This window comes from uncultured Flavobacterium sp. (assembly GCF_963975515.1).
Taxonomy (GTDB): domain Bacteria; phylum Bacteroidota; class Bacteroidia; order Flavobacteriales; family Flavobacteriaceae; genus Flavobacterium.
Genome location: NZ_CAXBGY010000006.1, coordinates 148333 through 174087 on the forward strand (window position 1 = coordinate 148333; position 25755 = coordinate 174087).

The 25755-nt window shown below is 31.5% G+C and carries 21 protein-coding genes; 13 read left to right on the top strand and 8 right to left on the bottom strand.

Going from position 1 to position 25755, the window contains the following annotated elements; genetic code table 11:
• The 5 genes from AAC008_RS08880 (at position 1) to AAC008_RS08900 (ending at position 4330) form a co-directional block, all read left to right on the top strand.
• Complete coding sequence (locus tag AAC008_RS08880) at positions 1-687, top strand: VTT domain-containing protein (protein WP_339888839.1); 687 nt, start codon at positions 1-3, stop codon at positions 685-687.
• Positions 688-722: 35 nt separating this feature from the next.
• Complete coding sequence (locus AAC008_RS08885) at positions 723-1835, top strand: FAD-dependent oxidoreductase (protein WP_339888841.1); 1113 nt, start codon at positions 723-725, stop codon at positions 1833-1835.
• A gap of 4 nt (positions 1836-1839) precedes the next feature.
• Entirely contained in the window at positions 1840-2517 is a 678-nt protein-coding gene (mtgA, locus tag AAC008_RS08890) for a monofunctional biosynthetic peptidoglycan transglycosylase (protein WP_339888842.1), read from the top strand.
• 106 nt (positions 2518-2623) lie between these two features.
• The gene (locus AAC008_RS08895; protein WP_339888844.1) at positions 2624-3415 is read left to right on the top strand and encodes a T9SS type A sorting domain-containing protein; all 792 of its coding nucleotides are present in this window, start codon (positions 2624-2626) and stop codon (positions 3413-3415) included.
• A gap of 114 nt (positions 3416-3529) precedes the next feature.
• Complete coding sequence (locus AAC008_RS08900; RefSeq protein WP_339888845.1) at positions 3530-4330, top strand: TIGR00266 family protein; 801 nt, start codon at positions 3530-3532, stop codon at positions 4328-4330.
• A 108-nt stretch (positions 4331-4438) separates the two neighbouring features.
• Here AAC008_RS08900 and AAC008_RS08905 read toward each other — a convergent pair whose 3' ends face one another.
• The 7 genes from AAC008_RS08905 to AAC008_RS08935 all read right to left on the bottom strand — a co-directional run bounded on the left by AAC008_RS08905 (position 4439) and on the right by AAC008_RS08935 (position 14096).
• On the bottom strand, positions 4439-6571 hold the full coding sequence (locus AAC008_RS08905; protein ID WP_339888847.1) for a prolyl oligopeptidase family serine peptidase: 2133 nt from the start codon (positions 6569-6571) through the stop codon (positions 4439-4441).
• Positions 6572-6666: 95 nt separating this feature from the next.
• On the bottom strand, positions 6667-8871 hold the full coding sequence (locus AAC008_RS08910) for a TonB-dependent receptor (protein ID WP_339888849.1): 2205 nt from the start codon (positions 8869-8871) through the stop codon (positions 6667-6669).
• A gap of 225 nt (positions 8872-9096) precedes the next feature.
• Positions 9097-9432 carry a hypothetical protein gene (locus AAC008_RS08915; protein WP_339888850.1) on the bottom strand — a complete coding sequence of 112 codons (336 nt, stop codon included), beginning with the start codon at positions 9430-9432 and terminating at the stop codon, positions 9097-9099.
• 4 nt (positions 9433-9436) lie between these two features.
• The gene (locus tag AAC008_RS08920; RefSeq protein WP_339888852.1) at positions 9437-10426 is read right to left on the bottom strand and encodes an aspartate-semialdehyde dehydrogenase; all 990 of its coding nucleotides are present in this window, start codon (positions 10424-10426) and stop codon (positions 9437-9439) included.
• A 153-nt stretch (positions 10427-10579) separates the two neighbouring features.
• The gene (gene mscL / locus AAC008_RS08925; RefSeq protein ID WP_339888853.1) at positions 10580-10987 is read right to left on the bottom strand and encodes a large conductance mechanosensitive channel protein MscL; all 408 of its coding nucleotides are present in this window, start codon (positions 10985-10987) and stop codon (positions 10580-10582) included.
• Positions 10988-11059: 72 nt separating this feature from the next.
• Positions 11060-13501: a bifunctional UDP-N-acetylmuramoyl-tripeptide:D-alanyl-D-alanine ligase/alanine racemase gene (locus AAC008_RS08930; protein ID WP_339888854.1), complete on the bottom strand. Its 2442-nt coding sequence runs from the start codon at positions 13499-13501 to the stop codon at positions 11060-11062.
• Position 13502: 1 nt separating this feature from the next.
• Complete coding sequence (locus AAC008_RS08935; protein ID WP_339888855.1) at positions 13503-14096, bottom strand: thymidine kinase; 594 nt, start codon at positions 14094-14096, stop codon at positions 13503-13505.
• A 103-nt stretch (positions 14097-14199) separates the two neighbouring features.
• Between AAC008_RS08935 and AAC008_RS08940 the strand changes: the two genes are divergently transcribed.
• The 7 genes from AAC008_RS08940 (at position 14200) to AAC008_RS08970 (ending at position 20476) form a co-directional block, all read left to right on the top strand.
• Positions 14200-15228: a hypothetical protein gene (locus tag AAC008_RS08940; protein ID WP_339888856.1), complete on the top strand. Its 1029-nt coding sequence runs from the start codon at positions 14200-14202 to the stop codon at positions 15226-15228.
• The gene (locus tag AAC008_RS08945; RefSeq protein ID WP_339888858.1) at positions 15228-15602 is read left to right on the top strand and encodes a DoxX family protein; all 375 of its coding nucleotides are present in this window, start codon (positions 15228-15230) and stop codon (positions 15600-15602) included. The genes AAC008_RS08940 and AAC008_RS08945 overlap by 1 nt, the downstream gene beginning before the upstream one ends.
• Positions 15603-15604: 2 nt before the next feature.
• Positions 15605-16288 carry a 16S rRNA (cytidine(1402)-2'-O)-methyltransferase gene (rsmI, locus tag AAC008_RS08950; RefSeq protein WP_339888860.1) on the top strand — a complete coding sequence of 228 codons (684 nt, stop codon included), beginning with the start codon at positions 15605-15607 and terminating at the stop codon, positions 16286-16288.
• Between the two features lie 317 nt (positions 16289-16605).
• Positions 16606-17031, top strand: a complete 426-nt coding sequence (locus AAC008_RS08955) for an OsmC family protein (protein ID WP_339888862.1) — start codon at positions 16606-16608, stop codon at positions 17029-17031.
• A gap of 3 nt (positions 17032-17034) precedes the next feature.
• Complete coding sequence (locus AAC008_RS08960; RefSeq protein ID WP_339888864.1) at positions 17035-17376, top strand: HopJ type III effector protein; 342 nt, start codon at positions 17035-17037, stop codon at positions 17374-17376.
• Between the two features lie 101 nt (positions 17377-17477).
• Entirely contained in the window at positions 17478-19175 is a 1698-nt protein-coding gene (gene recJ / locus AAC008_RS08965; protein WP_339888865.1) for a single-stranded-DNA-specific exonuclease RecJ, read from the top strand.
• A 32-nt stretch (positions 19176-19207) separates the two neighbouring features.
• Positions 19208-20476 (top strand): MFS transporter, encoded by a 1269-nt coding sequence (locus AAC008_RS08970; protein WP_339888866.1) that lies wholly within the window; start codon positions 19208-19210, stop codon positions 20474-20476.
• Here the strand turns inward: AAC008_RS08970 and AAC008_RS08975 are convergent.
• Positions 20473-21219 (bottom strand): UDP-2,3-diacylglucosamine diphosphatase, encoded by a 747-nt coding sequence (locus tag AAC008_RS08975; RefSeq protein WP_339888867.1) that lies wholly within the window; start codon positions 21217-21219, stop codon positions 20473-20475. The genes AAC008_RS08970 and AAC008_RS08975 overlap by 4 nt on opposite strands.
• 187 nt (positions 21220-21406) lie before the next feature.
• Here AAC008_RS08975 and AAC008_RS08980 point away from each other — a divergent pair.
• On the top strand, positions 21407-25755 hold a 4349-nt coding region (locus AAC008_RS08980; RefSeq protein WP_339888869.1), incomplete at its 3' end, for a choice-of-anchor L domain-containing protein.

The following is a 25755-nucleotide window of genomic DNA, read 5'->3' on the forward strand; positions in this document are numbered from 1 at the left end:
ATGAACGATTTTCATTGGACTAAACTATTTAATCCTGAATTCTATATCACTATGGAAGTTGGTGGCGTACCTATTGGAATTTACATGGTTTTGTTTATTGTTTTTGCCGAAACAGGTTTGTTTGCAGGTTTCTTTTTACCAGGTGATAGTTTGTTGTTTTTATCCGGAATTTATAGTAGAGAGTTAGTAGAAACTTTTTTTTATATTCCAAGTGATTTTTCTAATGTAACGATTTTGGCATTATTAATTGCTGCTGCGGCTACTTTAGGAAATATTTTTGGCTATTGGTTTGGTTCAAGAAGTGGTCAGTTTTTATATGCTAAAGAAGATAGTTTCTTTTTCAAAAAAAAGTACCTATATCAATCTCAAGAATTTTTTGAAAAACACGGTGGAAAAGCTATAATATTTGCACGTTTTCTACCAATTATAAGAACATTTGTTCCTATTATTGCCGGAATTGTTCATATGGAAAAAAAGAGATTCATGTTTTATAATGTGCTAAGTTCATTACTTTGGTCATTTATTTTAGTCTTTGCTGGACATTATTTATATGCCATGTTTTTAACTGAATTTGGTATAGATTTAAAAGAACATATAGAAAAAATCATTCTTATTCTTATTGCTGTTACTACTTTTCCATTAGTAATGAAAGCTATAAAAGCCAAAAAGAAAAAAACAGAAGAATAATCTTTTAATTTTTCAATTCTTAAATCAAAAACTAAATGAAACTAAGTTATTGGGAATTAAAAAACTGGTTCTCTAATGTCGATTTCACAATCGTGGGAAGTGGAATTGTAGGTTTGCATTGTGCTTTAGAATTAAGAGAGAAATTTCCAAAAGCCAAAATTCTAATTTTGGAAAAAGGAATTTTACCTCAAGGAGCAAGTACAAAAAATGCAGGTTTTGCTTGTTTTGGAAGTATTTCAGAAATTATAGATGATTTAAAAACACATTCAGAAGAAGAAGTTATTCAGTTAGTTCAAAAACGAGTTAATGGTTTGCAATTACTTCGTAAACGTTTGGGTGATGAGGTAATCGACTACAAACCTTACGGTGGTTATGAATTGTTTTTGAAAGAAGATGAAGTCTTTTACAATCAATGTCTGCAACAATTACCTTTTGTTAACGATATTTTAAAACCCATTTTTAAATCAGATGTTTTTGCTAAAGAAATGGATCGATTTAATTTTAAAGGGATTTTCGAACACCTTATTTTCAATCCCTTTGAAGGACAAATTGATACAGGAAACATGATGCAAGCTTTATTAAAAGAAGTTATTTCCAATGATATTTTAATCTTGAATCAACAAAATGTTATTTCATTCGTAGAAAATAATTCATTTGTAGAAGTTGTGACGAATGAAATATCTTTTAAAACAAACAAATTACTCTTCGCTACAAATGGATTTGCTTCCCAACTAACAAATAACCAAGTAAAACCGGCAAGAGCTCAAGTATTAATTACAAAACCTATTGAAAATTTAGATATAAAAGGAACATTTCATTTAGATCAAGGTTATTATTATTTTAGAAATGTAGGAAATAGAATATTATTTGGTGGTGGAAGAAACCTTGCTTTTGAAGAAGAAACCACAACGGAATTGTGTCAAACAGAAACTATACAAAATAAGTTGGAGCAATTATTAAAAGATGTAATTTTGCCCAATCAATCTTTTGAAATTGAACATCGTTGGAGCGGAATTATGGGTGTTGGAAATCATAAAAAACCTATTGTAGAACAACTTTCAAATAATGTTTACTGTGGTGTTCGATTAGGAGGAATGGGAGTTGCAATTGGAAGTTTAATAGGTAAAGAGTTAGCGGATTTAATATAATTATATGTTCAAAAAAATAAAACGAATTATTTGGAAAACCTTTCTGTGGTTTAATATCATCAGTCTGTTTTTGGTATTGCTTTTCAAATTTGTACCAGTTCCATTTACACCCTTAATGGCAATTAGAGCTATTGAACAAAAAATGGAAGGCAAAGAAATGCGTTCAAGCCACGATTGGGTACCTATTGAAGAAATTTCTCCCAATCTACAAAAAGCAGTTATTGCTAGTGAAGACGGAAATTTCTTAACACATAGTGGTTTCGATTTTACAGCCATTGAAAAAGCTATGGATAATAATGAAAAAGGAAAAAAAATAAAAGGAGGAAGTACCATTTCGCAACAAACAGCAAAAAATGTATTTCTTTGGCAAGGTAGAAGTTACTTACGAAAGGGTTTAGAAGCTTATTACACCGTATTGATTGAGTTATTTTGGAGTAAAGAACGCATCATGGAAGTATATTTAAATAGTATTGAAATGGGTGATGGTGTTTATGGTGCTCAAGCGGCTTCTAAACATTGGTACCATAAAGAGGCTAAAAATTTATCAAGAATAGAAGCAGCAGGAATTGCTGTTATTTTACCCAATCCAAGAAAGTTTAAACCTGTAAATTCTTCTAACTATATCAATCGAAGAAAAGCTAAGATTAGTAAATACATTGGCTATGTTTCTTTAGATTATTAAGCACTTTGTCGGCATAATACGTTAATGGTCTGGTTTGTGCCTTAAAAAAGAATTTCACACAATTTTTTTAATACATTTGTTTATTAACCGACAAAATAAAATATTAATGAAAAAAACGCTCCTTTTTTCTGCATTATTTGTTATGCAATTTCTTTTTGCTCAACAACAAATAGATTTAACAATAAAATATAGTGTTTCAAATTCTCGTTACGAAGTTTTTGCAAAGCCTAATTTTACTCAAAATAATTTTACTTGGGGACCTTCTCAAATTTCAATAGTTGTTCCTGCAAGTTTTCCTGATCAGTCTTTATTGATTACCGCTTTTGCTGGAGGATCTTGGGGTGACAATTCTAAAGTATATGCACCAACAGTTTCACCAAGTGTTGATTATCATGGAGTTTCGTCAAATGGTCAACAAACAAATTTAGTAGCTAATCAAGAAATACTGGTTTTTTCTTTTCTTCCTCCTTCAGGAGCATGTGTTGATGGATTACGATTATTTGTAAATAGTACAGACCCAAATTCTTCTCAACCAGGTATGTCTGGTGGTGATTTCCGTAATTCAATAGATAATGGATCTTTAACCGACATTTATAATGCAAATTATAACAATAACGGTACTTCATGTACATTATCAAACGCAACTGTTGATTTCTCTGAATTAAATATTATTGCTTACCCTAATCCAGTAATTTCACAATTAACAATTTCAGGATTAACAACAGCATTAAACACTATTGAAATTTATGCTTACAATGGTAAATTATTAAGATCTTTTGACACTAAAGAAGTAGAAGTAAAGCTTGATTTTTCTTCATATACTGATGGTGTTTATTTAATAAAAATTCAAAATGCTGATAATAATTTTACTATCAAAAAAATTATTAAACAACCATAGTTGTTATAAATATATATTAAAAAGGAGCTAAATTTTAGCTCCTTTTTTTGTTTTAAAAGTTTGAACGTAACATTTTTTAATCTAATTCGACAAATAAACAAAAACTTATTAGATATGCAAGCACACGAAATTGATTACCATATTTATGGAGAAGAAATGCAATATGTAGAAATAGAACTAGATCCTAGTGAAGTTGTAGTAGCTGAAGCAGGTAGTTTTATGATGATGGATAGCGGAATCAAAATGGAAACCATCTTCGGAGACGGAAGTAAACAAGAAGGTGGAATCTTTGGAAAACTACTATCAGCTGGAAAACGTGTTTTAACGGGTGAAAGTCTATTTATGACAGCTTACCAAAACATTGAACACGGAAAGAAGAAAGTTTCATTTGCCTCACCTTATCCCGGAAAAATTGTACCTATTGATTTAAATAAATATGGTGGAAAATTCGTTTGCCAAAAAGACGCTTTTCTTTGTGCAGCAAAAGGAGTTTCTGTCGGAATAGATTTTTCTAGAAAACTAGGAAGAGGTTTATTTGGTGGAGAAGGTTTCATCATGCAAAAATTAGAAGGAGACGGAATGGCATTTGTTCACGCAGGTGGAACTTTAGCAAGAAGAGAATTACAAGCTGGTGAAGTTTTAAAAGTAGACACAGGTTGCATTGTTGGATTTACCAAAGATGTAGAATATGATATTGAATTTGTAGGAGGAATCAAAAACACCATTTTCGGTGGAGAAGGAGTTTTCTTTGCAACTCTTCGTGGTCCTGGAGTAGTTTATATTCAATCGTTACCTTTTAGCAGGTTAGCGGATAGAATTATCCAATCAGCACCACAAATGGGCGGAAAGGATAGAGGAGAAGGAAGTTTGCTTGGGGGTTTAGGCAGAATGATAGATGGTGATAATAGGTTTTAATCTTTTACCTGAAAATATAAAAATCCCGCTTAGCTTATAACTAAACGGGATTTTTTATTTTAGACCTAACAGGTTTTTAAAACCTGTTAGGTCTTCTTTTTAAATAAATTATTTTTTCAATGCTCTAACACCCATATTGTATAAAGTAAACGCTTGAATGTCTACTTGCTCATTAATAATAGCTTCAGTCGATTTTCCGGCACCGTGGCCAGCATTTACATCAATACGAATTAAGGTTGGATTTGGCCCTGTTTGTTTAGCTTGTAACTCTGCTGCAAACTTGAAACTGTGTGCAGGAACAACTCGGTCATCATGATCACCAGTTGTTACCATAGTTGCTGGATATTTTGTACCTGCTTTCACATTATGAACTGGAGAATAGCCTTTCAAGTAGTTAAGCATTTCTTTAGAATCTTCAGCAGTTCCATAATCATAAGCCCATCCAGCTCCAGCTGTAAACGTATGATAACGCAACATATCCATTACTCCAACAGCAGGCAAAGCTACTTTCATTAAATCGGGTCTTTGTGTCATAGTTGCACCAACTAATAATCCACCATTAGAACCACCTTTTATGGCTAAATAATCAGATGAGGTATATTTTTCTTTGATTAAAAATTCAGCAGCAGCAATAAAATCATCAAATACATTTTGCTTTTTCATTTGTGTTCCTGCATCATGCCATTTTTTACCATATTCTCCACCACCACGTAAATTTGCGACAGCATAAACTCCACCATTTTCCATCCAAACAGCATTAGCAATACTAAAACTTGGTGTCAAACTAATATTAAAACCACCATAAGCATATAAGATAGTTGGATTTTTACCATTCAATTCAGTTCCTTTCTTATAGGTAATAATCATTGGAATTTTTGTACCATCTTTTGAAGTGTAAAAAACTTGCTTTGATTCATAATCTTCTGATTTAAAATCTACTTTTGGTTTTTCATATACTTTAGAAGTTCCAGCTTTTGGATCATAAGAATAAATCGTTCCAGGAGTTGTGTAATTTGTAAACGAATAATACAAGGTTGTTTCTTCTTTTTTACCATCAAATCCTCCAGCAGAACCTATGCCAGGTAATTTGATATCCCTTACAAGTTTTCCGTTATAATCATATTGTTTGATGAACGAAACAGCATCTTTAATATAATCAGCAAAAATATAACCTCCACCAGTTGAAACTGAAAGAACATTTTCTGTTTCTGGAATAAAATCAACCCAATTTTCCATTTTTGGATTGGCTAAATCAAAGGTTACCACTCGTTTGTTTGGAGCATTGTAATTTGTTGATACATAAAATTTTGTTCCTACATTATCTACAACACCATTGTCGCTATCAAAATTATTAACAATGTTTATGATTTTAGAAGTTGGATTCGATAAATCTTTATAGTACAATTCGTTTCCAGATGTTGATGTTGAAGCCGAAATAATCAAATAATTTTCATCATAAGTTACATAACCACCAACATATCTTCTTTTTTCATTTAATCCAAAAATCACTTTATCTTCTTTTTGAGAAGTATTCAATTTGTGAAAATATAATTTGTGTTGGTCTGTTTTTGCAGAAAGTTCACTTCCTTTTGGTTTGTCATAACTAGAGTAATAGAAACCTTCGTTTTTATACCAAGAAATTCCACTGAATTTTACATCAACAATTGTTTCACCAATAACTTCTTTTGTAACTGCATTTAAAACAATTACTTTTCGCCAATCGCTTCCACCTTCTGAAATAGCATAGGCTACTAAAGACCCGTCTTTTGAGAAGTTAATTCCACCTAAAGAAGTTGTTCCGTCTTTAGAGAATGTATTTGGATCTAGGAAGACCTCTTCTTTGCCATTTTTGTCTTTTCTATATAAAACGGATTGATTTTGTAAGCCATCATTTTTGTAGAAATACGTGTAATCACCTTCTTTAAATGGAGCAGAAATTTTTTCGTAATTCCATAATTTCTCCAAACGTTCTTTAATTTGTTTTCTGAATGGAATTTTGTCCAAATATCCAAAAGTGACTTCGTTCTGAGCTTTTACCCAAGCTTTTGTTTCTTCGCTATTATCATCTTCTAACCAACGATAAGGATCTTGAATTGAATCACCAAAATAAACATCTACTGAGTCTACTTTTTTGGTTTCTGGATAATTTACGGTCATATCTAACTCTGGTTCTGCTTTAGGCTCTTGTTTACACGATAAAACTGATAGTGCTACAAGGGCCAAGGTTATTGTTTTTTTCATTTATACTGAATTTAGTTCAGCATCTTTTTTATAAGATACTTGTTAGTATTGGTTAGTTGTTCTACAAATTTAACAAATTGATTATTAAAGCTTTGTTAAATCTTGAAATTCATTCCAAATAATATGTTTCTACCTATATTTGGAATGCCGTCAGCTTTTAATCTTGACAAATGATTGATGTAGGCTTTGTCTAATAAATTATTTGCATTTAATGTAAGATCAATTGTAGATTTTCCTAGTTTTATTGTTCCACCAAAACCCAGATTTACTAAAGTATAATCATTAGTATTTGTTTCAAAAGAACTTATATTGTTTTGTGCTAACGCATGATTGACTTGAAGTGAAGCAAAGCCTTTCGTTAGCCAGTTTTTTATGTCGAACTCACCTCTAATATTGTTTTTCCATTGGTTTGCTGGAATTAAAGGTAAATAGGCGTCATTACTCTGTTTACCTGTAACTGACTCAAAACTACTTGTAAAATGCAACCAATCAAATGGGTGTGGATGAAAGTGGATTCCAGCTTCACCACCAAATAAATAGGCGTTGCTTTGTACATAATCAAACACAAAATTGTCTTCTAAAACTTCACCTGTTGGAGAAATGAAAATATAATTATTGATGTGATTATAAAAACCATTGGTAAAAACTTCAAAATGTTCGCTTTTGTATTCTAAATTTAAATCAACTTGAAAATTTTGTTCGTTTTTTAAGTTAGAATTTCCAATTTCATATCGATTACTACCTTCATGAACACCATTTGAAGTTAATTCAGATAAATTTGGAGCTCTAAATCCAGAAGCTACATTAATTCTTGAGGTAAATTCTGTTGTCCAATCTGTTTTGTATCCTAAAGCAGCGTTGAAACTTTGGAATTTTTTATCAATAGCTTCAAAATAACCTTCTTCTCCAACTTCACCATGAGTTTCTGTTTCTATTTTTCGGTTATCAAAACGAAATCCAGCAATTAAAGCATGTTGATTTTTTTCATAATTAAAAGTCGCAAAAGCACCAATGTCATTTGTAGTTGCATTCGGAATTAATAATTCTTCTCCAAAATTTTCATTGTTTTGATGCATTCCTTGAACTCCAACAATAGTTTCAATGTTTGTAATTTTAGGTAAATAATATTTTACATTGTAATTAGCTGTTTTTAACTTCATGTAAAGCGCTATTTCATCAGCAGCTTCTAATTCCTTTCTGTTATTATAACTATAGCCTAAATCAGCTTCTAATTTAGAATTTTTGAAATAGACTTTTTGGTTTAAACTCAAGATATGATTGTCAATTTCTTGTTTTGGATATAATGGATTTCGGTTTCCTTCATTAGTCAAATCTTCTTCGGGTAAACCCAAATTTAAATTGTTGTAATTGTATCGAAAATCTGTAGAAAAATCAGAATTTGAATAACCAATTCCGGTTTTAAAATCTTTTTCAATAGAACGAGTATTTACAACTTTATCACCAGAAGGAATTTTATAATCTTCATGTGAAGTGTAATTTCCTCTAGCTAAAAATTTCCAATTGCTTGGTGAAGTTTTAATTCCAAAAGAAGTTGATGTTCCATTCGTATTGGAATAAAATTGTTGAGCAATATTTGCTTTTGTTTCTCCAAATGAAGCAAATTTTTCAGGATTAAAATAGATAACTCCACCAATAGCGTCTGATCCATATAATAAAGATGCTGGACCTTTAATTACTTCCACACTTTCAATTCCGTTTGCATTTAAGCCTAAACCATGTTCTTCTCCAAATTGTTGATTTTCTAATCGAATTCCTTGTGTGTAAACCAGAACGCGACTGCTGCTCAAACCACGAATTACAGGCTTTCCAATAGAATTTCCAGTTGAAATATTTGAAATTCCGGGAATTGTGGTTAAGCCATCAACCAATGAAGAAGCCCCGTTTTTTTGCATTTCTTCTGTAGTTTTATGTTCAACCTTCATTACCGTTTGTGCTTGTGTTTTATTGAAAATTGAAGAAACTACAACTTCGTCTAAATGCTGTTCTTTTTCTTTTAATAGTATTGTTAAATAAGTTTCTTGTTGAGTTATAGTTTGAGTAACAACTTTTTGTTCATAGCTTATTAAATAGAAGGCTAATTCAATTTTTCCTTTTGGAATATCTTTTAATTCAAAGTTTCCATTTTCGTCTGATTGGGTGTATAAGTTGGTTCCAATGATTTGAATCGTAACGTTCTCAAGATTGGATTTGTCTTCAGCTTTAATGTTTCCTTTAATATTGTTTTGACTGAAAGCTATAGTTGATAAAAATGTAAATAATAGTATATATAAATGTTTCATAATGAGTTTTTAAATGATAAATAAGTGTTTGTATTGTGATATTTAAATCATAACACAAAAGTAATTTGAATGATTATAAAATAATAAATAATAGGAGTTCTAGCCACAGATTCACAGATTTTAAATTTATCATTAATGAGTAAATTCAAAAAAAAGTGAAAGTCAATATACATTGTAAACTAATCCAAAAATAATTAGTGGATCAGTGGCTAAAAAAAATATGTATTAAATAAAACTCGGTGGTCCTCTTAAAAAGTAGTGAATACCATTAAACGCAATTACATTTTCTGGAATTGAAAATAAGTAAGTAACGTTTTGGTAAAAAGGAATGAAATCAAACGAAAAAACTTCTGGAGAAAGAAAACTAGCGAAAGTGAAATCACAAACTGAACAGTCTTCTGTCTCAGAAATTTTATAAACTAAATTCTTATTAGATTTTGAATAATGATGTTCAAAACCGTTTTCATGAATATGAGAAAAAGCATGCAAAGATTGATAGCAAATGGCAAAAACCACCGCTAACATCAAACCTAAGTTTACTATTGCAATTTTTTTCTTCAAAAGATTATACTAATTTATTAGCTACTAAATATTCAGCAATTTGTATTGTGTTTGTTGCAGCACCTTTTCTTAAATTATCAGCAACAATCCACATGTTTAAAGTGTTTGGTTGGCTTTCATCTCTACGAATTCTACCTACAAAAACATCATCTTTTCCTTGTGCATATAAAGGCATTGGATAAGTAAAAGTATCTAAATTGTCTTGAACAGTTATTCCCGCAGTATTGTGTAAAATTTTACGAATTTCACTTACGTCAAAATCATTTTCAAACTCAACATTTACAGCTTCACTATGTCCTCCAACGATTGGTACACGAACAGCAGTTGCAGTAACAGCAATAGTTTTGTCGTTTAATATTTTTTGAGTTTCACGAACTAATTTCATTTCTTCTTTAGTGTATCCGTTTTCTTCAAAAACATCACATTGAGGAATTGCATTTCTGTGAATTTGGTATTTATAAGCCATTTCACCTTTCGTACCAGCATATTCGTTTTCTAATTGTTCAACTGCTTTTACACCAGTTCCAGTTATAGATTGGTAAGTTGAAACAATAACACGTTTAATTTTATATTTATCATGTAATGGAGCTAATGTCAATACCATTTGAATAGTAGAACAATTAGGATTTGCAATAATTTTATCTTCTTTAGTCAATGATGAGGCATTAATCTCAGGTACAACTAATTTTTTGGTTTGATCCATTCTCCAAGCAGAAGAATTATCAATTACTGTTGTGCCAACTTCAGCAAATTTAGGTGCCCAAGCTAATGAAGTTTCTCCACCAGCTGAAAATAAAGCAATATCTGGACGCATTTCAACAGCAGTTTGTAAACCAACTACCGAATATTTTTTTCCTTTATATTCAATTTGTTTTCCCACAGATTTCTCAGAAGCAACAGGAATTAATTCCGTTATAGGAAAATTTCGTTCTGCTAAAACTTGTAACATTACTTCTCCAACCATTCCGGTTGCACCAACTACAGCTATTTTCATTATACTATAAATTTAAGTAGTGCAAAAGTAGTTAATTTAATAATCAGTTAATATTCAATTTAAGAATTTCACAAAATTTTATAAAATGTCATTTTTAAACATAAAAAAACCCTGAAATAAATTCAGGGTTTAAATATAAATTATTTTTAGGATTTATTTTTTCAATAAATCTCTAATTTCAGCTAATAATTCTTCCTGAGTTGGTCCAGCAGGTGCAGGAGCTTCTACTACAGCAGGTTTTTTCATTTTGTTGTATCCTTTAATTAATATAAACATTATAAATCCAACTATGATTAAGTTAACAATTGTGTTTACCCAAGCACCATAACGAATGGCAACTTCAGTAACTTCAGCTATACCTTCACTTGCTGCAATTCCTTCTGTTAGGATTATTTTTTTATCGGCAAAGTCAACTCCACCAGTAAAATATCCTACAATTGGCATAACAATATCGTCTACAAATCCTTTTACAACACCATTTATAGCACCAGCCATAATTAGGGCAACAGCAAACTCAATTACGTTTCCTGTCATGATGAAATTTTTAAATTCTTTTAACATAATGTTTTAAATTTTAAATTAGTTTTGGTTAAAAATCTGATCACGAATATATTAAAAATTTTAACATTTTTTTTAGTTTTTATAAAAAACACGCTTCACTCTTTGCGAAATACCGACGAAAACCTCATATGGTATGGTGAATGACATCTCGGCTATCTCAATTACGCTTGGTTTGTCTCCAAAAATAATAACTTTATCACCAGGAATACAGGAAATTTCTGTTACATCAACCATTAACATGTCCATGCAAATGTTACCTATAATGACTGCTTTTTCATTATTTATCATTACATATCCTTTTTCATTTCCCCATAAACGTCTTATTCCATCTGCATAGCCTATAGGAATTGTGGCAACTTTAGTTTTTCTTTGTGCTATAAATTTTCGAGAATAACCAACACTTTCTCCTTTTTCAATAATATGAATTTGAGAAATAATACTTTTTAAAGTACTTACATTGAGTAGTTTTTTACTTTCTTCATCAGAATTTCCAACGCCATATAGGCCAATTCCAAGTCTTACCATTTCCATTTGATAACTTGAGTAATTAAAAATTCCTGAAGTATTTAAAATATGGCGAATTGGTTTGTGATTTAAGACTTTGATTAAATTTTCATACGCTTTAGAAAACAAGTTAATTTGATTTATAGTAAAGTCTTTTAATTCTAAATCATCACTTGCGGCTAAATGTGTAAAAACACTTTGTATATGAATAAAATTATTATTCTTTATAATGGCTTTTAATCGTTCAAATTCATTGGGTTCAAACCCCAATCGATGCATTCCTGTATCAATTTTTAAATGAATAGGATAAGATGAAATATTTCTTCTTTGTGCAATTTTTAAAAATGCATTTAATCCTGTAATTGAATAAATTTCAGGTTCTAAGTCATAAGCAATCATTGCATTAAAACTACTGTTTTCTGGATTCAATACCATAATTGGAACAGTAATTCCAGCTTTTCTTAATTCTATTCCTTCATCAGCAAAGGCTACTCCTAAGTAATCTACTTTGTGATGTTCTAAAAGTTTTGCAATTTCATAACCACCATTTCCATAACCAAAAGCCTTTACCATGACCATTACTTTGGTTTCAGATTTAAGTTTTGATTTATAAAAGTTGAGGTTATAACTAATTGCATCTAAATTAATTTCAAGAACTGTTTCGTGATTTTTTTCTTCTAAAATGACTACGATTTCTTCAAAATCAAAATTTCGAGAACCTTTTACTAAAATGGTTTCATTTACAAACGAATTAATATTAAACTGTTGTAAAAATTCTTGAGTAGTTGAAAAGGAAATAATATTTTGAATGTCTTTTAGATAACTTCCAATTGTATCACCAATAGTAATTAGTCTGTCTATTTTGTTGTTTTGAATGAGTTTGGTAATTTTTTCATACAATTCATTTAAGGGCAAACCGCTTTGAAAAATATCGGATAATATTAAGGTCTTTTTTTGATGTAATTTTTGTTGTTCTAAAAAATCTAAGGCTAGTTTTAAAGACTGATAATCTGATGAATAGGAATCGTCAATTAAAGAGCAATTATTTATACCCTTTTTAACCTGTAAACGCAATTCTAACGGATAAAGATTTTCAATTCGCTCAGCAATAGTTTTAGTATTATATTCAAGATATAGCATAGTGCAAATACAACTCATTGAGTTTGAAACAGAAGCTTTATCAACGAAAGGTATTTTTATTTTAAATACATATGAATTATAATGAATATCGAAAATTGATGATCCATTTTCAGTAGTTATTATTTCAGCAAAAACGGTTGCATTTTTATCTGTAAAACTCCAGCTTAAGGTTTTTACTTTAAGTAAAGACTCAATTAAAGCATTCTTTTGAAGAATGACAATTTCAGAATTACTAAATAATTTTATTTTTTCTTCAATTTTTTCAATTTCTGAAGAAAATCCTTCATCATGAGCTATTCCTAGATGTGTAAAAATTCCAATTTTAGGTTGAATAATTCTTTGGAGCTTTTGCATTTCATTTGTGGTCGAAATTCCAGCTTCAAAAATGCCTAAATTATGATTTTCATTGATGCCGAAAATAGATAAAGGAACACCAACTTGAGAATTATAACTTTTCGGACTTCTAACAATGGTATAGTCTTGAGTCAATAAAAAGTTTAGCCATTCTTTTACAATTGTTTTTCCGTTGCTACCTGTTATTCCAATAAAAGGAAAATCAAATTGATTTCTATAAAACACAGCTGTTTCTTGTAATGCCTTTAAAGAATTATCAACCACAAAAAAGTGTGCCTTGTCTTTTACATTTTCTGGAATTCTTTCAACAACAAAATTGCTTACACCTTTTGTAATTAGACCTTCAATATATTGATGAGCATCATGATTATTACCTTTTAAAGCAAAAAAAAGTGTTCCCTGATTATTTTGCAAGGAACGACTATCAATAGAAATATTTTCAACTGAAAAATCTTCAAATGGAGTATTGAATTTAACTTCAATATTTGATATAATATTTTGGAGTGTAAAAGTCAAATTAATGATTTTCTTTGTTTTCTTTCATAGCTTTATAAAATGCGGCTCTGCTCAAAGGTTCGTATTCTTCAGTTTCACCAAGCATAACTAATTTGTCATTTTCGGATTTTCTAAAACTGTAGTTAGCCAAATTTCCTGTACGCGTACAAACGGCGTGAACTTTTGTTACATATTCGGCTGTTGCCATTAAAGCAGGCATTGGTCCAAAAGGATTTCCTTTAAAATCCATGTCTAATCCAGCAACAATAACTCTTATTCCAGAATTGGCTAAATCATTACAAATTGCTATAATTTCATCGTCAAAAAATTGGGCTTCATCAATACCTACAACATCGCAACCTTGTGCCAAAATTCTAATGTTTTCGGCAGCAGGAACTGGTGTAGAGCGAATCTCGTTTGAATCATGAGAAACAACCATTTCTTCGTGATAACGTGTGTCTATTGCGGGCTTAAAAATTTCAACTTTTTGTTTGGCAAACTGAGCTCTTTTGAGGCGTCTAATTAGTTCTTCTGTTTTGCCAGAGAACATAGAGCCACAAATTACTTCTATCCAGCCAAATTGTTCTTGTTGATTTACGGTGTTTTCGAGAAACATTTTGTATATTTCGGACGATTAATACTAAATTCTTTTATTTTTGTAATCAGAAACAAATTTATCAAAAAAATCATCTATAAACTCTATTCTATTCTATAAAGTTATGAAGAAAAAGCTAGAAGGCGAATTAATAAGCATCGCACACCGAGTTTTAAAACTTAAAAACCGTTCGGAAACTGTGCTTTTACAACGAGAAGCCAAAAAATTATATGAACAATTAACGGTTTTACGTTTTTATGAAGAAAATTTCGAAACCTTAAAAAACGACATTTCTCCACAACAATTAGAAGAAAAACTAGAACAAATGGCAATTGTTGCTGCGGTTGAAACTACCGATTTAGAAGAAAAAGTAGCTGAGGTAGCTCAACCTAATGTAAAAGAAGATCTAATTGTTGAAGAAGAAAGAATTGTTGAATCAGTTACTCCAGTTGAAATTGAAGAACAAGTTATAGTAGCAGAAGAGGTTTCTTTAGAAGAAGAAATCGTAGTTGAAACAATTGTTGAAGAACCAATAGTTTTAAAATCTAAAGGTGATGAAGAAGCAACGGCAGAGGATATCAATAGAATTATTGCCGAAATGACTGGTAAAAAAGTTGAAAACAAACCTACTCAATCACAACAAATTGCTTTTGAAGATTTATTAGGCGAATCTTACAAGGATCCTGAATTTGTTAGAGTAGAAGACACTCCAAAAGAAGTAGAGCAAGCAGCTGATTTAATTTTTGACAAAAAAGAAGAAGTTCTAGAAACAAAAAAAGAAGAAGTAGAGAAAGCCGCTGAAATGATTTTCGAAAGAGCTAACGAATTACCAATTCCCGAAAAGAAAGAAGAATTTAGTTTTGGCGCTACTAAAACAATAGAAAATCAAGAATTTAAATCAAAATCATTAAACGATAGATTGACTAATGGAATTAGTTTTGGATTAAACGACAGAATAGCTTTCGAGAAAAAATTATTTGGAGGAAGTACAGATGACTTTAATAGAGTAATTTCTCAATTAAACACTTTTGATTCTTTTGATGAAGCAAGTTCGTTTATTACTGATTTCGTAAAACCAGACTATAAAAACTGGGAAGGTCAAGAAGAATATGAAACTCGCTTCTTAGAGATTATTGAGAAAAAATTCAATTAATGAATAAATATATAAAAATTGCAAATTGGGTTTTTACGTCTCTTTTTTGTTTCATAATGTTGTATTCTGCAACAATGTATTTTACAAAATATGAAATGGTCAAAGGTTTTTTCGAAACCTTAGGGTATCCAAGCTATTTAATTTACCCATTAGCCATTTTAAAAATACTTGGTGTAATAACGTTACTTGCAAATTTTAATAAAACGCTAAAAGAATGGACTTATTCAGCTTTTTTCTTTGAAGTTGTTTTAGCTTTTTTTGCGCATTACATGATAAAAGATGGTGGAGAAGGAACGGCTTTAGTAGCTTTGATTTTACTTGCTTTATCATACTTCTTTTGGAAAAAAACGAATCTTAAATCGAATAAAGAATAAAAATGGGAAAATTATTCCTTGTGCCAACACCAATTGGAAACCTTGAAGACATGACTTTTAGAGCCATTAGAGTTTTAAGAGAAGTCGATTTAATTTTAGCCGAAGACACGCGTACTAGTGGAAAATTGATGAAGCATTTCGAAATTGCTACTCACATGCACAGTCATCACATGCACAACGAACACAAAACCGTTGAAAATATCATTAAACGTTTAGAAGCTGGAGAAAATATTGCTTTAATTAGTGATGCAGGAACACCAGCCATTTCCGATCCTGGATTTTTATTAACGAGAGCTTGTGTAGAACATAAAATTGAAGTGGAATGTTTACCTGGAGCAACGGCTTTTGTACCAGCTTTGGTAAATAGTGGTTTACCTAATGATAAATTCGTTTTTGAAGGTTTTTTACCCGATAAAAAAGGAAGACAAACGCGTTTTTTAACTTTAGAAAACGAAGTCAGAACTATGATTTTCTACGTTTCGCCTCATAAATTGAATAAAACATTAACTGATTTTGTGCAGTATTTTGGAGCAGATAGACCTGTTTCTGTTTCGCGTGAATTATCAAAATTACACGAAGAAACCGTTAGAGGATCAGCCGAAGAAGTGCTAAAACATTTTGAAATCAAACCTGCAAAAGGAGAAATTGTTGTGGTTGTTGGTGGGTTAGTGAAAACTAAAGGATAGTGAGTTTTAAGAAAACAAGTATTCTAGTTTTTAGTTTAATAATCATTAATAGTTTTATTTATTTTGTTATTGTTGATTATATTCAAAAATCAGTAAATAAACATACAGCTAACGCTGATTATTTTGCTATTGCATTGCTTTTTCTTGCTTTATTTTTTTGTTTAGTTTCAATAGTTTTATTTTTAAGAAACAAACGGAATGAAGTAGTTTATTTCTTATTTTTATTTGGGTTAAACATAATTTTATGGCTTCCAAAAATATTTAGTATACAATGTAAAGAATGTTCAATAGCTTGATAATAAATTTTAAACAACAATATGTCAACACACAATACAACTACAACCTGGAAAGGAAAAATGCAATTCGAATCCACAAACCCTAGTGGAGAAACCTTATTAATTAACGCTGGTGAAGAAAATGGAGGCGAAGGACCAGGTTTTAGACCTAAAGCCTTAATGCTATCCTCTTTAGCGGGTTGTTCAGGTTTAGATGTCGCTTCATTAATTGGAAAAATGAAATTAGAAGTAGACGATTTCAAAATTGAAACTATAGCAAATTTAACCGAAGAAGATCCTAAAGTATATGATGAAGTAATCATTGAGTATCATTTTTATGGTTCAAACTTAAATGAAGAACGCTTAAATAGAGCCGTAGATTTATCTGTTGAAAAATACTGTGGTGTGCTAGAAATGTTCAGAAAGTTTGCAAAAGTTGAGGTAAAAACAATGTTTCATAAAATATAAATAATGACAGTTTTAGAGTTAATAGATAAAGTAAAACAACCTGAAATTCTAATTTTTTCAGACGTTTTAGAAACCATTGATGCATCTTATAATTTTACACCCACAAAATTCACAAACGGAAATGTTACAAATGAAGCAAACACAAATAACGGTTCTTGCAAAGTGTTTTCATTTGCGAAATTAAATGAATTAAAAGTTGCTGAAACCTTATTTTTATTCGGAGAACATTATCAAAAGGTAGTTGATACTCCAAATGAAGAAGACCATCAAAACATTAGAAATTTCATCAAATTTGGTTGGGATGGCATTCAATTTGAGAATGATGCTCTTCAAGAAAAAAAATAATTAGTTTTTGAGTTGAAATTATTTATACATTTGCATTTCAATTATATACGCCATAACAACTGAATTCTAAATTCAGAATTCTAACTTCTAAATTATCTAAAATGAGATGGAATTTAAAATCTAAGCCAGAAAAACAAAAAGTTCAACAACTGCAAAATGAACTTCAAGTCGATGAAATAATTGCGACTTTATTAGTACAAAGAGGTATCGAAACCTTTGAACAAGCCAAAACTTTTTTCCGACCTTCTTTAGAAGATTTACACGATCCTTATTTAATGAAAGATATGGATTTGGCTGTAAATCGAATTGAAAACGCCATCAAAAACGAAGAAAATATTTTAGTTTTTGGAGATTATGATGTCGATGGAACAACTGCGGTTTCTTTAGTTTCTAGTTATTTGAAAACTATTTATCCAAATATTGATACATATATTCCAGATAGATATGATGAAGGTTACGGAATATCCTACAAAGGAATTGATTACGCAGAAGACAACGGAATTACTCTAATCATTGCTTTAGATTGTGGAATAAAATCCATCGATCATATCGATTATGCCAATAAAAAAGGAATCGATTTTATCATTGGAGACCATCACAGACCTGGAGACACTTTACCAAAGGCAATCGCAGTTTTAGACCCAAAACGAGAAGATTGTTCGTATCCTTATGACGAATTATGTGGTTGTGGAGTGGGATTTAAATTAATTCAAGCTTTAGGTCAAAACAGAAATCAAACTATTGAGCATTTTTTGCCTTATTTGGATTTAGTAGCGACAGCCATTGCTGCTGATATTGTTCCAATGACTGGTGAAAATCGTGTTTTGGCTAAATTTGGAATGGAAATTATCAATTCAAATCCAAGACCTGGAATTCAAGCGTTGGTTCAAAACATAAAAAAGAAAAGTCTAACCATTACGGATGTTGTTTTTGTAGTTGCACCCAGAATTAACGCTGCAGGAAGAATCAAACACGGAAATTACGCAGTTCAATTATTAACAGAATTTAATTTAGAACAAGCCACAGAATTTGCGTCAGAAATTGAAGAATTTAACACCGATAGAAGAGGTTTAGACCAACAAATTACAAAAGAAGCCTTACTTCAAATAGAAAATAATCAAGAAGAAAATCGATTTTCATCCGTAGTTTATCAAGAAGATTGGCACAAAGGAGTCATTGGAATTGTAGCTTCAAGATTGATTGAAAAACATTATAGACCAACTATTGTATTTACAAAAAGTGGCGATAAATTAGCGGCTTCAGCTCGTTCGGTTAAAGATTTTGATGTATATAATGCCTTAGAAGCTTGTTCAGAACATTTAGAACAATTTGGAGGTCATATGTATGCTGCAGGAATGACTATGAAGGAAGAAAATTATGAAAATTTCAAGAATGCTTTTGAAAAAACAGTTAAAGAAACCATTCATCCTGATTTGTTAATTCCTGAAATTTCTATTGACGCTGAGATTGATTTTTCAGAAATTAATCCGAAATTTGTACGCATTTTAGACCAGTTTGAACCTTTTGGTCCGCAAAATATGCATCCTATTTTCTTAACTAAAAATGTTATGGATTCAGGTCACGGAAAGCCAATGGGTAAAGTAGACGAACATTTGCGTTTGTTTTTGAAACATAAAGATTCAGAAGGAATAGGAGCAATCGGCTTTGGAATTGGAAATAAATTAGAACTAACAAAAAACTTCAATCCATTTGATGTAGTGTATTCCATAGAAGAAAATGAATGGAATGGAAATGTGAGTTTGCAATTAAGATTACGAGATTTAAGAGTTGATAATTAATTGAAAAGATTTCAGCTTTCGCTGAAAATATTATGGCAAAAAAAGATCCTTACGCGGCTTTACGATATAAAGAGTTTAATTTTTTTCTTTTAATGCGATTTGCAATGGTTTTTGCATGGTCAATGCAATTTGTTATCATAGAATGGGAAGTTTATAGTCTTACAAAAGATCCATTATCATTAGGAATTATAGGTTTAATGGAAATTATTCCTGCTGTTTCAATGGCTTTATTTGCAGGACATATTGTAGATCAAAGTGAAAAGAAGAAATTATTAGTCAAATGTATTCTTGGTTTTTCTGTAGTGAGTTTAGGCTTGTTTTTAATAACTGTTCCTCAATTTACAGAAGACTTATCCTTAAATACAGTTTTGTATACTGTATATGCTTTGGTGTTTTTAGGTGGGTTAGTGCGTTCTTTTTTAGGGCCAACTATTTTTTCATTATTGTCTTTAATTGTTCCTAAAAAAGTATACCCAAATGCGGCTACTTGGAGTAGTTCTACATGGCAATTAGCATCCATGTTTGGGCCAGCTTTGGCAGGTGTTTCTATTAGTTTTATAGGAGTTCATTGGTCTTTGTGTTTGGTTTTTGCTTTTTCGATTATGGCTTTGATCATGCTATCGAAAATTGAAAGTAAACCAATTTTAAATCCAAAAATCGGAGAACCTATCTTCAAAAGTTTAAAAGAAGGATTGAATTTTGTATTTACCAATAAAACAATTTTAGGGGCGATTTCTTTAGATATGATTGCTGTTTTATTTGGTGGAGCAGTGGCTTTGTTACCCATTTTTGCTCAAGACATATTAAAAGTAGGTTCAGAGGGTTTTGGCGTTTTACGAGCTGCACCAGCTTTGGGTTCTTTTTTAATGATGCTTTTTTCAGCTTATATTTCTCTAAATAGAAAAGCCGGAATCAAATTATTAGGAGCTATTTTTATGTTCGGAATTTGTATTATCGTATTTGGTCTTTCTGAAATATTCTGGATTTCCGTTTTAGCGATGTTCTTAAGTGGTGTTTTTGATGGTGTTTCCGTAGTTATTCGAAATACAATTCTACAACTACACACACCTGATCACATGCGAGGAAGAGTTGCCTCTGTGAATTCTATTTTCGTAGGTTCATCAAACGAATTAGGGGCTTTTGAAAGTGGATTAACAGCCAAATTAATGGGTGTAGTAAATGCAGTAGTCTTTGGTGGAATTATGACTTTGCTTACCGTTACTTTTACAGGTTTTGCCTTGCCAAATTTCAGAAAACTTGATTTAGAAAAAGATGTTGAGGATTTGGAAAATGAGAATTAATTTTCAAATTTCTTCAATTCGAATTTTTCACCATCAAAAACGCCATATGTAAAATAGCCAATCCAATCTCCAAGATTTGCATATTTAGAATTTTCACCAACATCAATAATCATCGGTAAATGTCTGTGTCCAAATATGAAGTAATCATAATGTTTAGTTTCTAGCTTTCGTTTTGCATAAAGTACTAGCCATTCATTCTCTTCGCCTAAAAATTTCACATCTTCATCACCTGAAATTAGCTTGTTTTTAACGGATAGATATTGTGCTAATTTTACACCAATATCAGGATGTAACCAACGAAAAATCCATTTAGAAAAAGGATTTGTAAAAACACGTTTCATTCTTTTGTAGCCTTTATCTCCTGGACCTTTTCCGTCACCATGACCAATTAAAAAAGTTTTGCCATTAAAGGTGAATTCTTTGTTGTCATGATAAACAGGAATATTTAATTCTTTTACAAAATAATCATGCATCCATAAATCGTGATTGCCTACAAAAAAATAAATTGGAACTCCTGAGTCTCTAATTTCAGCTAATTTCCCTAAAACACGTACAAAACCTTTAGGTACAACCGTTTTATATTCAAACCAAAAATCAAATAAATCACCTAACAAAAAAATAGCTTCAGCATCTTTTTTTACTTCATCTAGCCATGCTACAAATTTTTGTTCTCTAGGAAAGCTTAATTCAGGAGTTGGAGCGCCAAAATGTTGGTCGGAAGCAAAATATATTTTGGTTTTCAAGTTGTATACTTATTGATTACTTGTCAAATATATAAAAGTTTTTATTAAAATTAATTCTAAGTACATAAACACACATTTAAAAATATAACATATACACTCAAAATTGTTATTTACACCATTAATTAATTACATTTTGTTAATAATTTCTTAACTTGTGGGTCTAAATCAAACCAAACAATAATAAATAATGAAAAAAATTACCTTACTCTTTGTGATGTTGTTCTTCTCTTTTATTGGCCATTCGCAGCTAACTGAAGATTTTGAAGGAACAACTATACCAAACTTAGCTACAGGAAACTGGGCATTAACTTCAGGGAACTGGAAAGTTTTTGATAATGGAATAGGAACCGCTCAATCTTGGGGAGTGATTCCAGCTCCAAACTCTTGTAATGGACGTTCTGCTTATGTAAGTAGAGAAAATGTTACAGATGGAACTTTCGCAGAAGACTGGTTGGTAACACCTCAAGTAACAATACCAACTAATGGTCAATTACATTTTTCTACAAAACAAACACTAGCAGCAAATTTTGGAAGTATCTATACTATTCGAGTATCTACTACTTCACAGACAAATGCGGCTTCATTTACAACTATTCAGACGTGGAATGAAACAGAATTAAATGTTGTTTATGATATTTGTGAAGAAAAAGTAGTTCAATTTCCAGCTTCTTATGTTGGGCAACCAGTATACGTAGCCTTTGTAATGACAAATGACAATGGTGACCGTTGGATTGTTGATGATGTAAGTGTCGTGGAGCAATGTTTAGATCCTACAGTTCAAACAGTAACTAACCCAACATTAACGGGTGCAACTTTAGGTTGGGACAATCCAAGTGGTGCTTCTCAATGGGAAGTTGAAATTGTAGCTACAGGAGCCACTCCAACAGGAACAGGAACATTAGTTACTTCTAATCCATATACAGTAACAACATTAACACAAGGAACATGTTATGATTTTTATGTTAAAGCAAAATGTACTTCTGGAACAAATAGTCAATGGATAGGCCCTTTTAACTTTTGTACTGTTTCATTAGGAGAAACTTGTGGCGCACCAATAATAGTTCCAGATCTTTCAACTGGTCCTTATACTACTACCGATAATACTTCTGGATATGGAGATGATTATAGTGGAAGTCCAGGTTCATCTGGTTGTGGAACAACAGGGCCATATTTAGATGGAGATGATGTATTCTATGAATTTACAGCGACTTCTAATAATCCAGTTACTATTTCTTCTTCAACAAATTCAACTTGGTCGGGTCTATTTGTATATACCAGTTGCGCAAATGTAGGCGTAAGTTGTTTTGCAGGTAGTACAGCTGGAAATGGTACAAATACTCAGGACTCGGTAACTTTTACCCAAACATTAGGGCAAACTTATTTTGTTGTGATATCTTCATGGGGAACAAATGCAACAAATCAAAGTGTTCCTTATACATTAACAATAGTTGAAAATACTTGTACAAACCTAACAGCATCATATGCAATGGTTTCAAATTGTTCTAGCGGAACAGATACTTTCTTTGTAACTGCTAATGTAACGAATTTAGGTTCTGCAACTTCAGTTTCTGGAACAACAACACCTGCATCAACAACACAGACAATAACAACGGCTGGAACAATGCAATTTGGTCCTTTTCCAAATAATACACCAGTTACTATAAATCTTCAAAATGATCAAGATGTAAACTGCTTTAGAAATAGTACAGCTTTAACTCAAACATTTTGTCCTGCTCCAAACAATTTGTGTGCAAATGCAATACCTGTAACCTGTGGGAGTACATTTGCAGGAACAACACAAGGCTCAACAAATGTAGGAGCGTCAACTGCTTTTTGTGGAACGGCATCAAATACTTCACCTGGAGTTTGGTATAGTTTTGCAGGTAATGGAGATGTTGTAACTTTTTCATTATGTGGATCTGCTTTTAATACAAAAATTCAAGTTTTAACCGGAAGTTGTGGTACATTTACTTGTGTCGCAGGAAATGATAATTCATGTGGATTGCAATCTGAAATTCAAGTTGTAACAATACCAGGAACATTGTACTATATTTATGTATTTGGAGTTAATAATACTACAGTAGGAACATTTACACTGAATACCTCATGTATAACCCCACCAACACCACCAGTAAATGATAATTGTGATACTGCTACATCAGTGCCTGTAAATATTGATGGTTCGTGTGCTCAAATCACAGCAGGAACAGTTGTTGGTGCGACACCTTCTTCTCAAGCAAACGCATGTATAGGTTCTGCCGATGATGATGTTTGGTTTTCTTTTACTGCAACTCAAGCAATACATACAATTAGTTTGCAAAATATAGCAGGTTCTACATTAGACCTTAATCATGTAATTTACACTTCTACTAATACAACTAATCCTTGTGGAAATTTAACTCAAGTATTCTGTAGTAATCCAGATTTTAGTTATTTAACTGGATTAATTCCAGGACAAGTATATTTTATTAGAGTTTATACGGCAACAGCAGCTTTATTACAAACTACAACATTTAATGTTTGTGTAAGTGTTCCACCGCCAACACCATCTAACGATAGTTGTGCAACACCAATCATTGCGCCAGTAAATGCAGCTAACGATTGTGCATTATTTGTTGCAGGTTCGGTAACAAGCGCAACAGCCTCTCCAGAGCCAAAAACATGTGGAGGTACTGCAGATGATGATGTTTGGTTTCAATTTACAGCAGCAAATTCAACCCACATTATATCTTTAAATAATATAACAGGAACTAATACTAATTTAAATTTTGTGGTTTATTCAGGTGCTTCTTGTGGCTCTTTAACACAAGTAGCATGTAATTTACCAAATAGTGGTACTATTGCTGGTTTAACTCCAGGAACTACATATTTAATTAGAGTTTATACAGATACTGCAACAACAGGTCAATTTTCTAATTTTGATTTGTGTATAGGTTCTCCACCTATAACATTAGACAATACAACATATACAGTTCCACAATTGGTAACAGATGTATTAATTAACTCCCCTTGTGCTCAAGTAACGAACATAACGTGGAAGACAGGAAATACAAATAATTTTGGATCAACTAATGGTATTGCATATTTTCAAGAAAATTCTCCGGGTATTTTACCTTTTTCAAATGGAATTGTTATGACAACAGGAAATGCAATGAGGGTTTCTGGGCCTAATGATTCGCTTATGGGCGATGGAAATCAAGCTTGGACAGGAGATACCGAGTTGGAAACAATTTTAGCAGCTTCTGGAGTTACTTTAAACTCTCGAAATGCATCAGTTATTGAATTTGACTTTGTGCCATTGATTGATCAAATAAGTTTTAATTTTATGTTTGCATCTGAAGAATATGGAACTTTTCAATGTTCTTTTTCAGATTCTTTTGCTTTTATTTTGACAAATACAGTAACAAATACAGTTTCTAATTTAGCATTTGTTCCTGCAACAACAACACCTATCTCAGTTGTTACCGTTAGGGATAATGCTTTTAATGCTGGATGTCCTTCAGTCAATCCACAATATTTCGATGTTTTTAACGGGACTAATCCTGCTACAGCAGCAACTAATTTCCAAGGTCAAACAGTTGAGTTCACAGCTCAATCTACAGTTGTTCCTTTGACTTTATATCATATCAAAATGGTAATTGCTGATAATGGTGATAATTCGTATGATTCTGGAGTGTTTTTAGAAGCTAATAGTTTTAATGTAGGTAACATTGAACTTGGGAATGACTTCTTAGAAGCAAACGGAAATGCCCTTTGTGTAGGAGATTCTTACACTATAGTAAGTGGTTTAAATACTGCTAATTATACATTTCAATGGTCAAATGCTTCTGGGCCTATAGCTGGTGAAACTGGACCAAACTTGGTGGTAACGGAAGAAGGGACATATTCTATAGCTGCTCAATATACTGGTACAACTTGTGCTGCAACAGACTCAATTACTATAGAGTATTATGATCCATTTACAATAGGAGTATCTGATAATTTAATAGCTTGTAATTCTCTAGGTTACTCAACTTTTGATTTAACTCAAAATTCAGTTCCAATTCTAGATGCATTAAATCCAGCAGATTATACGGTTACATATTATACAAATCAATCTGATGCAGAAAATGATGTAAATCCTATTCTAGCTCCTGATAGTTATACAAATGTTATTCAGAACTTAGAGCCAATTTTTGTTAGAATTGAGAATGTTACTAGCGGTTGTTATCAAACAACTACTTTTAATTTAGTAGTTCAAGATTTAACACCTCAGTTTACATTAACAAATGACTTTAGTATTTGTCAAAATGGATCAGGTACTGTACAGGTTACTCCAATCAATTTTGTTGATGCCGATGTAACATACACATGGACTTTAGGGACGGTTACTTTACCAGAAACTACAAATACATTATCTGTTAATCAAGCTGGAACATATACTGTTGTGGTTGATAATAATGGTTGTACAGCTACGATGAGTTGTACTGTTTCTATTACACCAGCCCCAGTTTTAGCTCCTGTATCAGGTGTTGTTGCTTGTGATTCATATTTATT

Bases quoted from the DNA above. Each gene is read 5' to 3' on its own strand.
- AAC008_RS08880 (WP_339888839.1), top strand. From the start codon at position 1: ATGAACGATTTTCATTGGACTAAACTATTTAATCCTGAATTCTATATC.
- AAC008_RS08885 (WP_339888841.1), top strand. From the start codon at position 723: ATGAAACTAAGTTATTGGGAATTAAAAAACTGGTTCTCTAATGTCGAT.
- mtgA (WP_339888842.1), top strand. From the start codon at position 1,840: ATGTTCAAAAAAATAAAACGAATTATTTGGAAAACCTTTCTGTGGTTT.
- AAC008_RS08895 (WP_339888844.1), top strand. From the start codon at position 2,624: ATGAAAAAAACGCTCCTTTTTTCTGCATTATTTGTTATGCAATTTCTT.
- AAC008_RS08900 (WP_339888845.1), top strand. From the start codon at position 3,530: ATGCAAGCACACGAAATTGATTACCATATTTATGGAGAAGAAATGCAA.
- AAC008_RS08905 (WP_339888847.1), bottom strand. From the start codon at position 6,571: ATGAAAAAAACAATAACCTTGGCCCTTGTAGCACTATCAGTTTTATCG.
- AAC008_RS08910 (WP_339888849.1), bottom strand. From the start codon at position 8,871: ATGAAACATTTATATATACTATTATTTACATTTTTATCAACTATAGCT.
- AAC008_RS08920 (WP_339888852.1), bottom strand. From the start codon at position 10,426: ATGAAAATAGCTGTAGTTGGTGCAACCGGAATGGTTGGAGAAGTAATG.
- mscL (WP_339888853.1), bottom strand. From the start codon at position 10,987: ATGTTAAAAGAATTTAAAAATTTCATCATGACAGGAAACGTAATTGAG.
- AAC008_RS08935 (WP_339888855.1), bottom strand. From the start codon at position 14,096: ATGTTTCTCGAAAACACCGTAAATCAACAAGAACAATTTGGCTGGATA.
- AAC008_RS08940 (WP_339888856.1), top strand. From the start codon at position 14,200: ATGAAGAAAAAGCTAGAAGGCGAATTAATAAGCATCGCACACCGAGTT.
- AAC008_RS08945 (WP_339888858.1), top strand. From the start codon at position 15,228: ATGAATAAATATATAAAAATTGCAAATTGGGTTTTTACGTCTCTTTTT.
- rsmI (WP_339888860.1), top strand. From the start codon at position 15,605: ATGGGAAAATTATTCCTTGTGCCAACACCAATTGGAAACCTTGAAGAC.
- AAC008_RS08955 (WP_339888862.1), top strand. From the start codon at position 16,606: ATGTCAACACACAATACAACTACAACCTGGAAAGGAAAAATGCAATTC.
- AAC008_RS08960 (WP_339888864.1), top strand. From the start codon at position 17,035: ATGACAGTTTTAGAGTTAATAGATAAAGTAAAACAACCTGAAATTCTA.
- recJ (WP_339888865.1), top strand. From the start codon at position 17,478: ATGAGATGGAATTTAAAATCTAAGCCAGAAAAACAAAAAGTTCAACAA.
- AAC008_RS08970 (WP_339888866.1), top strand. From the start codon at position 19,208: ATGGCAAAAAAAGATCCTTACGCGGCTTTACGATATAAAGAGTTTAAT.